Source organism: Citrobacter sp. Ce104 (assembly GCF_030334595.1).
Taxonomy (GTDB): domain Bacteria; phylum Pseudomonadota; class Gammaproteobacteria; order Enterobacterales; family Enterobacteriaceae; genus Citrobacter; species Citrobacter europaeus.
This window is the reverse complement of sequence record NZ_JAOWDP010000070.1, coordinates 1-15,382: the sequence shown is the minus strand read 5'-3', so window position 1 is coordinate 15,382 and position 15,382 is coordinate 1. Positions and strand designations below refer to the sequence as shown.

The 15,382-nt window shown below is 47.7% G+C and carries 11 protein-coding genes; all 11 read left to right on the top strand.

The features are described from left to right. The gene (gene tssL, locus OGW16_RS25835) at nt 1-642 is read left to right on the top strand and encodes a type VI secretion system protein TssL, short form (RefSeq protein ID WP_286519311.1); all 642 of its coding nucleotides are present in this window, start codon (nt 1-3) and stop codon (nt 640-642) included. A 3-nt stretch (nt 643-645) separates the two neighbouring features. Beyond that, nucleotides 646-2,310 (top strand): OmpA family protein, encoded by a 1,665-nt coding sequence (locus OGW16_RS25830; RefSeq protein WP_286519308.1) that lies wholly within the window; start codon nt 646-648, stop codon nt 2,308-2,310. A 16-nt stretch (nt 2,311-2,326) separates the two neighbouring features. Next, nucleotides 2,327-2,818 carry a type VI secretion system tube protein TssD gene (gene tssD / locus OGW16_RS25825; RefSeq protein ID WP_003024437.1) on the top strand — a complete coding sequence of 164 codons (492 nt, stop codon included), beginning with the start codon at nt 2,327-2,329 and terminating at the stop codon, nt 2,816-2,818. 162 nt (nt 2,819-2,980) lie between these two features. Beyond that, a complete protein-coding gene (tssH, locus tag OGW16_RS25820) occupies nt 2,981-5,605 on the top strand; it encodes a type VI secretion system ATPase TssH (protein WP_286519306.1) in 2,625 nt (874 codons plus the stop codon). Next, nucleotides 5,598-6,290: a hypothetical protein gene (locus tag OGW16_RS25815; protein ID WP_286519349.1), complete on the top strand. Its 693-nt coding sequence runs from the start codon at nt 5,598-5,600 to the stop codon at nt 6,288-6,290. The genes tssH and OGW16_RS25815 overlap by 8 nt, the downstream gene beginning before the upstream one ends. A gap of 6 nt (nt 6,291-6,296) precedes the next feature. Then, complete coding sequence (locus OGW16_RS25810) at nt 6,297-6,698, top strand: hypothetical protein (protein WP_286519305.1); 402 nt, start codon at nt 6,297-6,299, stop codon at nt 6,696-6,698. A 56-nt stretch (nt 6,699-6,754) separates the two neighbouring features. Then, a complete protein-coding gene (locus OGW16_RS25805; RefSeq protein ID WP_286519303.1) occupies nt 6,755-9,286 on the top strand; it encodes a type VI secretion system Vgr family protein in 2,532 nt (843 codons plus the stop codon). 15 nt (nt 9,287-9,301) lie between these two features. Beyond that, nucleotides 9,302-11,518, top strand: coding sequence for an ATPase (locus OGW16_RS25800; RefSeq protein ID WP_286519300.1), 2,217 nt, complete (start codon nt 9,302-9,304; stop codon nt 11,516-11,518). Then, a complete protein-coding gene (locus OGW16_RS25795) occupies nt 11,515-12,486 on the top strand; it encodes a formylglycine-generating enzyme family protein (RefSeq protein WP_286519299.1) in 972 nt (323 codons plus the stop codon). The genes OGW16_RS25800 and OGW16_RS25795 overlap by 4 nt, the downstream gene beginning before the upstream one ends. Before the next feature lie 42 nt (nt 12,487-12,528). After that, entirely contained in the window at nt 12,529-14,853 is a 2,325-nt protein-coding gene (locus tag OGW16_RS25790; protein WP_100194838.1) for a hypothetical protein, read from the top strand. Then, a partial coding sequence (locus tag OGW16_RS25785; protein ID WP_286519297.1) for a formylglycine-generating enzyme family protein occupies nt 14,853-15,382 on the top strand: 530 nt, incomplete at its 3' end. The genes OGW16_RS25790 and OGW16_RS25785, both read left to right, overlap by 1 nt.

Here is a 15,382-nt window from a genome sequence, read left to right as displayed (position 1 = left end):
ATGTATAAGGATATTGATCAGGTATTCTGGCCAACCTGGCTTGCTGTCAGCCAGTTACGCGGCGGATCGGAAGTCGGCGATGGGGCGGCTTTCTATCGCCGGGCCTGCCAATGGGTTGATTCTGCGCGTGAGACATTGCGTGACATGGGGTACAGCGAACACAGCGTTGAACACATGCTCTATACGCAATGTGCGTTACTGGATGAAAGCGTGTTGAACCGCAACCGGCAGGATAGCGGTTATATTACCTGGCTTGCGACACCTTTACAGGCCCGCTTTTTCAACACCACCAATGCCGGGGAAGAACTCTGGGAGCGCATCCGTACCGTTCTGCGCGAGCCCGTTCCTGATACCGCCGTATTAACCTGCTTTTATCGCGCAATCACGCTCGGTTTTGTGGGGCGCTATCGTGAGCAAGGTGACGAACGTCGTGAAGATGTTCTTGAAGCGCTGGCGACTCAGGCGATGCCTTTTAAATTAAAGCACGATGCGCCGGTAATTATGCGGGCTTCCGGCTTTTCTGGCGGTAAGCGCCGCTGGTGGCTGGCATGGATTGTCGGCGCGGTGGCGCTGGGTGCTTTTTGGTTAACATTTTCTCATGTCTTACAAGGGCAGATTGCTCAGCTTATTGGGCAGGGTTAAGACATGGCTCAGTTGCGAGGGATCGTTAACTATGTGCTGGCAACCGTCCTGGCTTTGTTGCTTGTCTGGGGATTCAGTCCGTTAAGTGCGGGTGTCCGGGGCGGCCTTACCGTCTTTATTATACTGTTTTCCATTCCGGGGATCGTTTATGGCTGGCGTCAATATGGTCGGTTGAAGTCTGCTCATTCGGCTCATGAAGTTCCGCTCCCTCCGGAGAGTTTCAGTGGGCCTGTTGTGCTGGTGTGTGGAGATAATGCCCCTTTGTTTGCCGGACGCGGCGATTCTTGCGAGAGTTCGCAGGGCTGGTATTTATCTGTCCAGTCCCCGGAGCATTATATTGCTCTGGTTCGTCAGATAGCTGTGCAGCGTCCGGGGCTTCTTATGCGCGTTTCCGTGATGCTGGCATTGATCCCGGAACGGCATAATGATGAAGACGCGCTTAAGCACATGCTGCTCAGTTGGCGGCGTGTGGTGACCCAGAGTCGGCGTTGGTTATCAGGTATACCGCCGTTTTGGCTGTGCTGTTGGTTGAATTCGCCTCAATGCAATGAGGCTGTACGTTGGTTTATTCGAACGCCCCAGGATGCAGAAGTGCAGTCGGCTACGGGATTAGACGATTTTGTTCCTTTCTCTTCGCAAGAGCGCCCGGCTCGCCATTCTCATCTTACACATGCAATGTGGTTAGATAATTTACTCGGCTGGCTGAAGAAGGTGCAAGGTGATACGGATCGCCACGCTCCACCTCTTTTTTCTGCTTTACGGGTGGTATGTTTCACCTCATTAGCGGTCTGCGAAAATAATCTGTGGCAACGGCATATCACTGCGCAAACAACACTTTCCCCTGCGACGTCAGCAGTGTCCGAGCTGCTGCCTTTTCCTGATTTAGCGCTGCCTTTTTTATCTCGCCGTCGGGCGCTGACAGCATTTCAACGTACGGTGGGCGTAAGTGGTCTGCTATGCGGTATTTTTGTCGGACTGGCGATGACGTGCAGCTTTATCAATAACCAACATCTCATCAGGATCACAAACGATCATCTGACGTTATACCGCCATCTTACCGGTAATCCTGTTGAGCCAAAGGTTCAGGCACAGGATCAGCTTCGTCGTGATGCGCAGCGTCTCGATCGCTGGTATCAGCGCGGTGAACCCCTTTCTCTATCAATGGGATTGTATCAGGGGATGAGATTGATCCCACCTTTGCTGGCCGCCATCAGCGACTGGCTGCCACCTGAAAAACCGAAAGTGACCTCTCCGCAAACCGTACGCCTGGACAGTATGTCGCTGTTTGATACGGGCAAATGGGCGTTAAAAGCAGGCTCAACAAAAGTACTCATTGGGGCTTTGGTCAATATCAAAGCCAAGCCCGGTTGGCTGATAGTCATCGCCGGACATACCGATGATGTGGGTGACGATAAATCTAATCAGCAGCTCTCTCTCAAACGCGCGGAATCTGTTCGCGACTGGATGCGTGATACCGGTGACGTCGCGGAGAGTTGTTTTGCCGTTCAGGGTTACGGCGAATTACGTCCCTACAAAAACAACGATACGCCGGAGGGTCGGGCTGCCAACCGCCGTGTAGAGATCAGTCTGGTACCGCAGGCTGATGCCTGTCGGGTGCCGGGCATGAAGGAACCGTCACCGCAAAGCGGTGACGCATTAGCGAAGTAAAAATGGAGAAAGAGTTATGGCAATTCCAGTCTACCTTTGGCTGAAAGATGACGGCGGCGCGGATATTAAAGGCTCTGTTGATGTAAAAGATCGTGTGGGCAGTATCGAAGTAGTAGCTCAGGAACATAACCTGTACATCCCTACCGATAACAATACCGGTAAGTTGACCGGGACGCGCATTCATACCCCGTTCCTTTTCACTAAGGAAATCGATGCCTCCAGCCCGTATCTGTACAAGGCTGTAACTACCGGTCAGACCCTGCGCCAGGCCGAGTTTAAATGGTATCGCATCAATGATGCGGGTCAGGAAGTGGAATACTTCAACACCACTCTGCACAACGTGAAAGTGGTGAAAGTAAACCCTGTGATGTACGACATCAAAGATCCCGCTAAAGAGAAGCATAACCACCTGGAACAGATTGAACTGCGCTACGAGAAGATCGTCTGGACGTATAAGGATGGCAACATTATCCATTCTGACGCCTGGAACGAGCGTACCACCGCGTAATGCACTAACGGATGAGGATTTCCTCATCCGTTTTTTTTATGCCCTCTGCTAAGCGTCCGGGGCGGGGGTTTAGCAGAGAGTATCAACATCACTATTACCTTATGGGCATTGGATTACGGCCACGGGCGGTAGCGTGCCTGAATACAGGGAGCCAGGAAGCAAATGGAACACCAGTCAGCAGTGTTATTACGACGTCTCAACCCCTATTGCGCCCAGGCGCTCGAAGCGGCGGCATCGTTATGTCAGACGCGCGCGCATGCAGAAATCACTCCCGAACACTGGTTACTGAAGCTGTTGGAGCAGGGGGAGGGCGATATGACTGTCATTGCTCGTCGTTATGAATGGGATATCGACAATCTCTGGCAATCGCTGCTGACGCATCTGGATGTTCAGCCTCGTTCCGTGAAAAGCCGCCCGCAGTTGTCTGATGCGCTCCTTTCTTTAATGCAACAAGCGTGGCTGTGTGCCGCAACGGATGAAAATTCGCAGATACGTGGTGTGCATCTACTGATGGCCCTGGTGGGAAAGCCTTCGCTACTGAAGTGTGATGGCCTGTGGCCTCTTCTGAGCGCCGGACATACTCAACTGGAACGCCTCCTGCCGCTATTAAATGTCCAGTCGGATGAACGTCCTGAGAGACAGCAAGAAGCCGCTCTGGCACAGGTTTCTCCTGATGATGAACCACGTCCTGGCCTGGCTGAATCGACGTTATCGCCAGCATTACAAGGCGTTCTCGATAAATTTACGCTGGACGTGACCGCGAAAGCGCGTGCCGGCGATATCGACCCGGTATTTGGTCGCGATAATGAAATCCGGCAAATGGTGGATGTGTTGTCCCGTCGGCGAAAAAATAATCCCATTCTGGTCGGGGAACCCGGTGTCGGCAAAACCGCTCTGGTGGAAGGTCTGGCGCTGCGTATTGCTGAAGGTAACGTGCCGGATAGCCTGAAATCAGTAACATTACGCACGTTGGATCTTGGGCTGTTACAAGCAGGTGCCGGGGTGAAAGGTGAGTTTGAGCAGCGGTTAAAAAATATCATTGATGCCGTTCAGCAATCGCCAACGCCTGTTCTGCTCTTTATCGATGAAGCACACACCATTATTGGGGCCGGTAATCAGGCGGGAGGCGCTGACGCAGCTAATCTGCTAAAACCCGCTCTGGCCAGAGGTGAATTACGAACCATCGCGGCGACCACATGGAGTGAATATAAACAGTATTTTGAGCGCGATGCTGCGCTGGAGCGGCGCTTTCAGATGGTTAAAGTGGATGAGCCGGATGATGACACTGCTTGCTTAATGCTGCGTGGTCTGAAATCACGCTATGCAGAACACCATGGCGTTCACATCACCGACGAAGCGGTTAAAACTGCTGTTACGCTCTCTCGCCGCTATCTTACCGGGCGACAATTACCCGACAAAGCCGTCGATCTGCTGGACACCGCAGGTGCAAGAGTGCGGATGAGCCTTGATACTGTTCCGGAACCACTGACGCGTTTGAAGTCGGAGATCACCGCGCTTGAAATTGAAAAGCAGGCGTTGCTTGCAGACCTCGCGGTAGGAAATGGTCAGCATGGTGAAAGGCTGGCCACCATTGAACAGCGTGAAAATCGTCTGCTTGTCGAACTGGATGAACGCGAAACCCAGTATGGTCAGGAATTAACGCTCACTGAGCAACTGCTGGCCAGCCGCCGTGATATTTCTCGTCAGGCGGAAACGGTTGAATTGCAACTGCAGCTAAGTATGCTTCAGCAGGGCCATCCTTTGCTGTTTCCGGATGTAGACGCGCGCACCGTTGCTACGGTAATTGCCGACTGGACCGGTGTACCATTGTCATCATTAATGAAGGACTCCCAGGCAGACTTGCTGACGCTTGAAACCCAGATGGGAGAACGCGTTGTCGGGCAGAATTACGCGCTGAATGCGATCGCACAGCGGTTGCGGGCATCAAAAACAGGACTGACGCCGGAAAACGGCCCGCAGGGTGTGTTCCTGCTTACTGGACCAAGTGGAACCGGCAAAACGGAGACGGCGCTGGCCCTGGCTGACATTCTGTTTGGTGGTGAAAAATCGCTGATCACGATTAATTTGTCTGAATATCAGGAGCCGCACACCGTGAGCCAGCTAAAAGGTTCACCTCCGGGATATGTGGGTTATGGTCAGGGAGGGATCCTGACCGAGGCGGTGCGAAAACGCCCCTATAGCGTAGTACTGTTGGATGAAGTAGAAAAAGCGCATCGCGACGTCATGAATCTGTTTTACCAGGTATTTGACCGTGGTTTCATGCGTGACGGCGAAGGCCGTGAAATTGATTTTCGCAATACCGTTATTTTGATGACCTCCAATCTTGGCGGCGACGCTGTAATGCAGATGCTGGAAGAACAGCCGGAAACCACAGAGTCTGAGTTGCACGAACTGCTGCGCCCACTTTTGCGCGATCACTTCCAGCCAGCGCTACTGGCCCGCTTCCAGACGATTATCTACCATCCGCTCAGTGAATCTGCGCTACGTACGATTGTACAAATGAAACTGGATCAGGTTAGCCAGCGATTACTGCGTCACTACGGCATCACCACGACGATATCCGAGAGCCTTTTTGATGCCCTGACCGCCGCTTGCCTGCTACCGGATACGGGGGCAAGGAATATCGATAGTCTGCTCAATCAACAAATCTTACCTGTGCTTAGTCAGCAGTTGTTAACGTATCTTTCCCGGCAGCAAAAACCTCAGCAGCTTACTTTGAGTTGGCATGATGAAGAGGGAATGATGCTGGAGTTTAATGATGAGTAAACGTAACGATATTATTGAACCTTCCGAGTGGACATCGGATCGTAAAACAGGGCTTGTTTATAGCGAAATATTGGGATGGATAGATATAGGCCATGCACAGGGAAGTGATATTAAAAACCTACTGATAGATATAAAACGAGGTGAATCAGGCCGTGATGGTTATTATAAAGTCATTTATAGCCAAAAGATGTTTGTATATCATCGCCAGTTTGGTACAGGAAAGTTTGTTAAGTGGCGTATCAAACAAGGTTTATCTGCATGTGAGAAAAACAGCGTTGCGTTAGCCATGATGATGACGACTGCACGCTTGTTTGAAAGTTTGCAATCTAATTTGTGTTTTAGTTGGTATACCGACAGTGGTTTTAGCGGAGAGGACCTTACCTCCGATCTTTTAGGCTTCTATCGGGCAATTCTTCCCTCAGACTACCAGTCAAGACTGAGGCTCGTCAGTAAAGAGCAGGCCCTGAGTAGATGGGATTTTTATGGGCCGATAGGCAATTATAAGAATAAAGGATTTTTACCATTACTGTTTCCAGAACCCATGGATAACTGTGCTGTGCATAAACCCTATAAGGGAAGCTTACCTTCGTTTATGACATGGGTGCAACCGTGGAGTGATTTCACTTCTGGTCGGGTAGAAGTTATCACCGGGGATGGCGGTTATTATTCATTTATGTCGAGGTGAATGGTAATGAGCTACTATAAAATAATACTGGTGACGATTGTATTGATTTTCTTGTCACCGTTGTTAATACCCTGGCCAGATAAATTAGAATATCGGGAAAGCGATCTTTTTAACTATTATTTCTACACCGATGTTGATATCAAGCAGGCTCCAAGGATATCAAATGATTATTACTTTGAATATATTTCTCCTGATGGGAGTACACGAGAAACAAATCTTATTATTTTTCGCGGTGGTGATGCAGGCATTATTCGTAATTATCTAACAGGTCTTGGCTTTCATCTTTATGATTATAGTAATAATGGAAGGGAAGAGCTTTGGATATCAAATGAGAATCGTCAATTTACTTTTTCTATTGTCACTAATGAGAAAACGGATTTGGTTAGTCTGATAAAAACAATGCGTTGAGCGCAGTTTTTATTATCTGAAAAATAGCTCTTTATAAAATAACAAGGGTTAAATATATGGGAATGTCTGAATCACTGGGTGGCGGGATTTCATTTATAAATGAAAATACATTAAACCGTTATCAATTGTATATCCCTTCATGCAAATCTGTACTGGATGTTATTAGCTTTAATGGTACAGAGGAAATGAGTTCATTGTATCGATACGTAGTAAATTTTTCCAGCCATGATAAAGACATTGCAGCAGAGTCGATACTTAGAAAATCAACAACATTGACCATGGGAATGGGGAAGTTAAGTGAGTTAACTGCCCGCAAAATGGTACATGGTATTGTAACATCTTTCCATCGTATCAGTGGTTCAAAAGACCAGGCAACCTATCAGTTAATCATTGAACCCTTTGTCGCGTTGCTGAAAAACCAATTTCGTACACATCGTTTCTTTATTAATATGTCAGTTCCGGAAGTTGTTACTCAAATTTTACAGGAACATGGTTTAAAAGACTGGGAATATAATTTTGATTTGGTAATGGAATATCCAAAAAGAGAGCAAATTAATCAGTATCAGGAGAGTGATCTGGTTTTTATTGAACGCCTGCTCTCTGAAGTTGGGATTTTCTTCTTCTTTAGGCTTCAGCCTGATGCTGGCACTGAGGTGATCTATTTTGCTGACAAACAAAGCGCATGGGAGTTTGGCAAAACATTACCGCTGAATAGTCCCTCCGGAATGAATGACAATGGCATCGACTCAGTCTGGGATATACAGTTCCAACAGTCTGCGGTGCAGGCATCGGTTACTGCCGGGGATTATAACCATCGCCAGGCTCAGAAAATATTATTTTCTGCACAAACCGATATGACTTACGGTGAAGGTGACGAGGTGACTTATGGGGATGTTTACCACTATCGCCCACGCCATCTTGAAACGGGTGATAAGGTTTCGCCGGCGCCTGAGACAGGAAATTTTTGGGCGCGTCTGGAACATGAGCGTTATCTCTCCTCACAAGCGACAATCTCTGGATTATCAACCGATGTAAGCCTCAGCCCGGCTCAGGTCCTGAATATTACGGAATCCACACCTGTCCCAACGCTTCCTGTCAGTGTGCGTAACAGCTTGCTGGTTACGGCGGTTTCATTCAGCGCAAGCCGCAAGGAAGCGCTACAAGTGGTGTTGATGGCGACCATTTACAGTGAAACGCGCTGTTGGAGACCTCCACTCAAACCGCGACCAGTAATTAGCGGTACGCTAATGGCACGTGTTTCAAGCCCGAAAAAGAATGATGAATATGCTCATTTAAATCAGAGCGGGCTTTATTGGGTTAAGTTTGATGCGGACCGCGATGCTAAACAACAGGGCTACGAAAGTATGCCAGTACGCCTTGCCAAACCCTACGGCGGCGACACTTACGGTATTCACTTCCCGCTGATACAGGGCACAGAAGTGGCGGTGGCGTTCCATGAAGGGGACCCGGACCGGCCCTATATCGCGCATGCGCTGCATGACTCCCGGCATCCGGACCACGTGACACAGGCAAACCATACCCGCAACGTCATCCGCACGCCGGCGAACAACAAGCTGCGTATGGAGGATAAACGGGGCGAGGAGCACATCAAGCTCAGCACCGAGTACGGCGGGAAGACGCAGCTGAACCTGGGGCATAACGTGGATGCGGGGCGTGCGCTGCGGGGAGAAGGGGCTGAGCTACGCACGGACGACTGGGTGGCGGTACGCGGTGGTAAAGGGGTCTTAATTAGTGCTTATAACCAGCCGCAGGCCCAGGGAGAGATGTTGGACATGCGGGCTGCAATTGCTGAGCTGCAAAATGCACTCGAACTGGTTACAGCGTTAGCGAGTAGCGCCAAGGTATCCGGTTCACTTGATGCTGATATTGCTTCACAGCAGGAACTGACGAAAATGCTGGCGCAATTAAAAGGAGCGGGTTTGTTACTGAATGCCCCTGCTGGTATAGGTGTGGCCACACCCAAAAATATACAGCTCACCGCGGGCCATTCTTTAACTGTCACAACGGGAGAAAATGCAGATCTGACGTTGTTTAAACGTCTGACCGTTGCCGCCGGAGAAGCAATTAGTCTGTTTGCCCAAAAAATGGGTATGAAAATTTTTGCTGCCAGAGGAATGATCGATATTCAGGCGCAAACTGATGCGATGCGATTGCAGTCAGATAAAACAATGAATATTAATAGCGTTAATGGCGAAGTTGTTTTAAACGCTCAGCAGGGGATTACGCTCACCAGCACTGGCGGGGCGTATATAAAAATCAAAGATGGATCCATCGAGCTTGGCGCACCGGGGAGTCTTAAGCTAAAAAGTCTTGATATCCAGTGGGGTGGTGTAGGCATCCTTGAAAAAGCGCTTAAGCCGATGAGTGTTTCTGACCCGCAATATAAATACCCTATGAATGGTTCTTTTCAGATCGTTGACAAAGGGGATGGTAAGCCTAAACCTTACATAAAATATCGTATTGAAACTGAAAGTGGTGAAACTATTCGTGGTGTGACTGATGAGAATGGATATACCCAATCTCATTACGGCCTTGAACCTCAGACTATGAAATTGTTCTTTGAATAAAACCAGGTTGGTATCATGAGCGATACATCCACATTACCCGTAGCAGAGAATCAGTTAAGTAAAAAAGAAAATAATACCGTACAGATATCACATGAATCATGTGATATCTATTATTGCACTGAAAGTCAGGAGTTATTATTCTTAACGACGGCAGCAGCGAAAAATATTGATGAGCATGCCAGTGAAATAATGACGGCGGTTGATGAATTTCATCAGGCTAACGAGGAATATTCTAAAGCTGTTGAAGAGTTTGGTGTGTTAAATTCAAAAATAGAGGAAAGTTCTGCACTTACAGACAAAGAAACTAATATTTCTAATCAAGAAGCTAATTTAACCGGCAAAAGGGATGCTTTACAAAAAGTAATGGGTAAGTTTGAATCCGAAGGTGCTGGTTATGATGATGTGGTTGAGCTCATCCCTATCTCTCGAAAAAATGGTGGCGCTGGCACTAAGAAACGCTATGTTTTTGCAAAAAAAGGATATGTTGATAATTTAGGAGCAGGAGTCAGACATAAAGTAAAGTTTAAACAATCGGATGCGGATAGTATCCTAAAAAGAGAAAATGGTAATATAACAGGAATATCAGTTTCTAAATTAAAAAAGCAGATTAAAGATCTGGAGTTCGAAAATAAAGGTGTAAACCTTTTTGATCCAATTGACAAGAAATTAATAGATGAAACGTTAACGGGCTGGGCAGAAAGCTGGAATAACAGTCTGGTTTCGCATAAAGAAATTGGCCAGTTTATCGATTTTTCAGCGGGTGCGCAGTTCATGCGCTGCACGTCTAATTTGGCGGCTTCTGCCGAATGGGATCCATCAACGGGCGAGTTGGCCATCAAAGGTGAGTTTAAGGCCACGCTTTCTCTGGCTTCTGGCATTGTTGAAACGACATTTTATCTTCCGGATCGCGTCGGCTGGAGCCTGACATTTCAGCCTGAAAATCGAACTGAGCCATTAAAAATGGGAATGCTCAGAGTTTATCTGAAAACCTCACTGATTGGCTTTGTGGGGGCTTCTGCCCAGGCAGAAGCGCAATTGCAGATTACCACCTATGGCGGTAAGCAAATGATTATGGGTAACAGCGCCGGGCGTCTACCGAGATTTAGCGAACGGCATGTGAGCGGTGCAACCTTCCATAAGGCCAGAGAGGAAAACGAAGATGGCGCCAAAGTGAGCGCAGAGGCTTTTGGCGGCGCGCGCGCAGAACTAAAGCTCGCAGGTGGAGTACAGTGGTTGCAGCCGCCGGAACTTACCGTACGCCAGGGCAAGACCGGAGACGATGCCAAAGAAGCTAACGAGTTCGCCGATTTTTGTACCTTTACTGAAAGTCTGGTCGGAATGGCCGGCGCCGGAATTGGTGGTACTTTTCAGTGTGATTTTGTTAACGGTAAGTTTTGTTTCAAGATCGCGGCCAGCCTCTGTGTCGGACTCGGGGCAAAAGGTAGCTTTGAAGCCGAAGTGGATTTTGACAAATTTTATGAATTTTCAAAATGGCTCATTTATCAGTTGTATGGATTAGACTACGCCTTTTTCGAAATAATGGCACAGAAAGCTTTTGAGGCCTTTACCCAGGTTAGTGTTTTACTGCTTTCAGATATGGAAGAGTCCATTAAAAATGGGTTATCAGCTTGCAGTGAAACGCTCAAGTCAATAGAGGATGAATTTGATTCATTAATTGAAGATATTGAATCCGCCTTTGATGAATCGGAAAGAAGAAATCAGCTGGCAGCAAATATTATTAAGAGCCCTGATTTACTTCTGATGCGTACCCCTGAGGCCAAAGGAATATTACTTTACTTGCTTACCCGCCATGGCACCGCAGATCATTTTGATTTTGATAATCGTGGTGATTATTTTATCGATATTTATCAGGAGCGCAAACAAGCGATTATTGTCGTTTTACAATCCATCCAGACGCAGCGGGAATGGTTCCAGATATTTAGCCGATTTAATGCCAGTGGGAGTGACATGGCAGAGGGTAACTCTGCCTTAAAATATATGGTGGCGCAAAATTCAATGAATGCGGTAAGGCGTTTTCTCCAGGAAGGCTTCGATAAAGTCAATGAAATGGATCTTATCTATAAAAGATTAAGAACGACGCCTGCCTGGGGATATGCCCTGACGATGAACAATACCACTGCGTATCGCTTAACGACGGCGGATAACCCTTTTTATCCGCGTATGGGAACATTTTCACCGCTGTCTGGCGCAAATTCTGAGGAATGGTCATGAAGATGAAATATCCGTTATTACTCCTGAGCCTGGCAGTCAGCGCGATGGCTGGCTGCGATCAAAACCCCACCTCAGTCCCCCCCCGGCACAGTGCGGAAGACCAGGCCCGGCTGCAGGAATTTGTGGCGCAGATAAAGTCAGAGCAGGTATTTGTGGAAGGCGGTGAATACCTGATGGGGGATTTTGGCGAAGAGTATGGTGTGGAGAGACTGCAGTACGACGGGCGTAAAGACAGCAAGCCTTTGCACCGGGTGGAGTTAAGCAGCTATTCGCTGAGTAAGTTCAAAGCCAGCAACCAGCAGTATCAGTTTTATCTGGCCTGGAATGGCCTGAAGGGCCGGGAGGTTAAGGGGCGTTTAAGCGGGAGGGACTGGAATGATAGTAAACGGATCCCGGATACGCCAGCCCGCGTGGACTGGCACGAAGCGGAGCGGTACTGCGCGTGGCTTGGGGAAGTGACGGGTCTGCCGTTCTCGCTGCCGACGGAAGCGCAGTGGGAATACGCGGCGCGTAGCCGGGGTAAATATGTGGTGGCGCCCACCGACGATGGCACGATACGTATAGAAAATCGCAGGGGCATTAATATTGCCACTGAGCTGGATGCTGAAGAGTATGCCAAAAAGGCAGGCCTGACCCTCAAGTGGCTATCCCCGCTTCCCCGGGATTTTCGTCCCCCTAATCCATTGGGAATTTACGACATGGCCGGAAACGGCTGGGAATGGATGAAGGACTGGTATGACCCGGAATACTACAGCCATTCGCCGGTAAAAGACCCGCAGGGTCCGGAGCAGCCGGTATTCAAAGACCGGGACGGGTACTACACGCGGGTGCTGCGCAGCCAGGACTTCTCGGGACCGGGGCGCGGGCTGACGATGGTGCGCTATAAGGCGGACCCGGACAGTAGGCGTTACTCTCCTGACGACAAAGCTGTACGCTGCGCCGTTAACCACCCAAGTCCGGTGAAGTGATAATTCATTAATTTATACATCTGAATAATCAGGGAAAAGATTATGAGCGAATCAGATACGCCAGTAGCAGAACATCAAACGAAGAAGATTGAATCAAATGTAAAAATTGTGATTGTCAAATCTTGTCAGTGTTATTTCAGGATTGAAAAATTACAATTAATCTTTATTGATGAAGCGGATGCCAGCGCGTTTGAGGACGCAATGAGCAAGCTGAGCAATCTGGTAAACACACATCATATTGCAAAGAAAAAATATTCAAACGCTATTGAAAAATATGGTGTGCAGTTAAAGGATACTGCCAATAAGGACCGGTTGCCTGAACTGGAAAAGGAAATTTCAAAGGCCGAAGGTGAGCTACAAACAGCAACTAAAAATCTACAACAGGAGTTAGGCGAATTCAGGGAAGAAAGCGGATACAAACCCATAATTGAGCTAATACCCATTGAAGATGTTAAAAAAAAGGCATTTGGTCGATTTTATTCCTATATAAAAGAAGAAGATTATAAGAAGTTTGAAGAAAAATTCACAGTGATTTCCGTGGATGATTTTAGTGGTGATAAGATCTTCACCAAAGATAAAGACAATAATATTATTGGTATTGATATAAAATCTTTATCAGAGAAGTTGAAAGCGGCCAGGGTAAAGATCAAACAAATGATGGACCGCACAATGATTGTTAGTGCCAACATCAAGTATGAAGATACATTAACTGAATGGGCTTCTGTGTGGAATGATAAAACCTATAACAAAACAGGGGAGTATATTGATGTTTCCGCAGGTGCTCAATTTATGCGCCTGACAGCGAATGCTTCCACTTTTAATAGCTGGAACCCTGATACTGGCCAAGCACAAATAAAAGGTGAGGCTCAGGCCGAACTCACGGTTTTTTCCGGGAAAGTAACTTCTACGATTTATGTTCCAGACCGAACAGGTTGGCCGCTTAAATTTATGATTAATGCCAAGGATGAAGCCAATATTGGTGTGCTGAGGGCAAAGATCGACGGAGAGTTAACTGGGTATGTTGGCGCATCGGCTAAGGTAGAAGCTAACCTCCAGTTTGTGACTCATAATAATAAACAGTTATTAATGGGTAATCGCACCAAAAGTTCGACATTTGCAGAACGAAAAGAAGGTGTAAAAGTTAAAGGTAATAAAGTCAAAGCAAAAAAGGGGCTGGAAGTAAAAGCTGAAGCCTTTGGTGGTGCTAAAGTCGGCGCTAGTTTAGGGGGAACATTACAGTGGCTGAAGCCCTTCACTTCACTGGTCGCGGAAATCCCGGCCATGTTAAGAAAGTTAGGTCTTGATCCTGAATTAATGCTTGATTCCGCAACGATGGCAAAATCAATTCAACTCAGACAAGAGAATGATAAAAAGAAAGACGATCATTTGGGAACATTTCAGAATTTTGGTTCACTTAAAGTTGGTGGCGAGGTTCAGTTAGGCGCTGGAGCCAGCGGTGAATTTAGGGTTCGCTTTGTTAAAGGAAGATTCAGGTTCCATATTCATGGTAGTTTGTGTTTGGGGCCGGGCGCGAAGGGACTTGTGGAGGGTGAGATTAATCCTGAACTGTTTATGGAGTTCGCAGTATGGGTTATCTATCAACTCTATGGTATGGATTATAAGCACTGGGTGATTATTGAGGAAGAAGCATTTAAGGCTTTGGGATATATTTTGTTGATGGACCAGGAGAAAAAATACCAAGAGTATTATGATAAGGCGAAGGCTGAATTTGATAATGTTCTGGAAGATTTTACTGATTTTATTAAATCAACATTTGCAGATATCATGATGGCAAGAGACCAGTCGGCAAAACGCAATAAATTTGCGTCTGAAATTAATAGCAACCCTGGCAATGTATATCTTTATTCGCCGGAAGCAAAAGGGGCTGCCCTGTATATCCTGACCTTAGACGGCGCGTACGATCGCATTGATATCAATAACCAGGGGGATGGCTTCATCCCGGATACCAACCATGAACGAAAAAAAGCGGTATTGTTTATTTTGTCCAGTATTCAAACCAAGCGGGAGTGGAAAAAGGTGTTGACGCGCATCACAGCAACGGGAACGGTGTATCCGGGGAATGAGGATGCGGTTGTTAAAATGGCACAAAAGAATATCCGGATATTCTTGCAGACGGGCATTGATAGTGATGACGAGTTGGATAACATCATCGATAAACTAGAACTACGCGATTTCGATGAGCTCGTGTCGCGTTTAAAGGAAAAACCAACCTACGGCTATTCTTTTTCTCCGAACTGCAGTAAGCAATATAAGCTGCATTGTGATGATAATCCATTCTATAGCTCACTGTGTCATTTTGTGCCGGTTGAGCCGCAGTATCAGCAAAAGTGGGAGAATAACGATTAATGGAAAATAACCGAATCTATAAATATAGCCTGGCGCTGGTGCTGTTGCTGAGCGGGTGCGATAAACCGGAACCGGCGGTGCGGGATAACGCGGAATTAGCGCAATACCTGCAACGCATTACCGGCGATCTGGTTTTTATTCCGGGCGGCACATTCTGGATGGGGGATTTTTGCTCCCACACGCATGGCGAGGGGGCGCGCTGCTCTTCGGAAAAAGATACCAAACCCCTGCATGAGGTGACGCTGAGCAGCTATTCCATCGGTCGTTTCAAGGTGACCCATGAGGATTACGCTTTTTATCTGAAAATGGCGGGGTTACCTGCCCAGCAGTTTGATAAAGAATGGCGAAATAAAACGCTGGCGGATATGACCCATTTTAAAAACAGTCCGGCGGTGGTGTCATGGCGCGAGGCCGACAGCTACTGCCGCTGGCTGAAAAAGGAGACGGGATTGGCGTTTTCCCTGCCAACGGAAGCGCAGTGGGAGTACGCGGCGCGTGACCGGGGGCAGTATATTCTGGTGGCAACGGA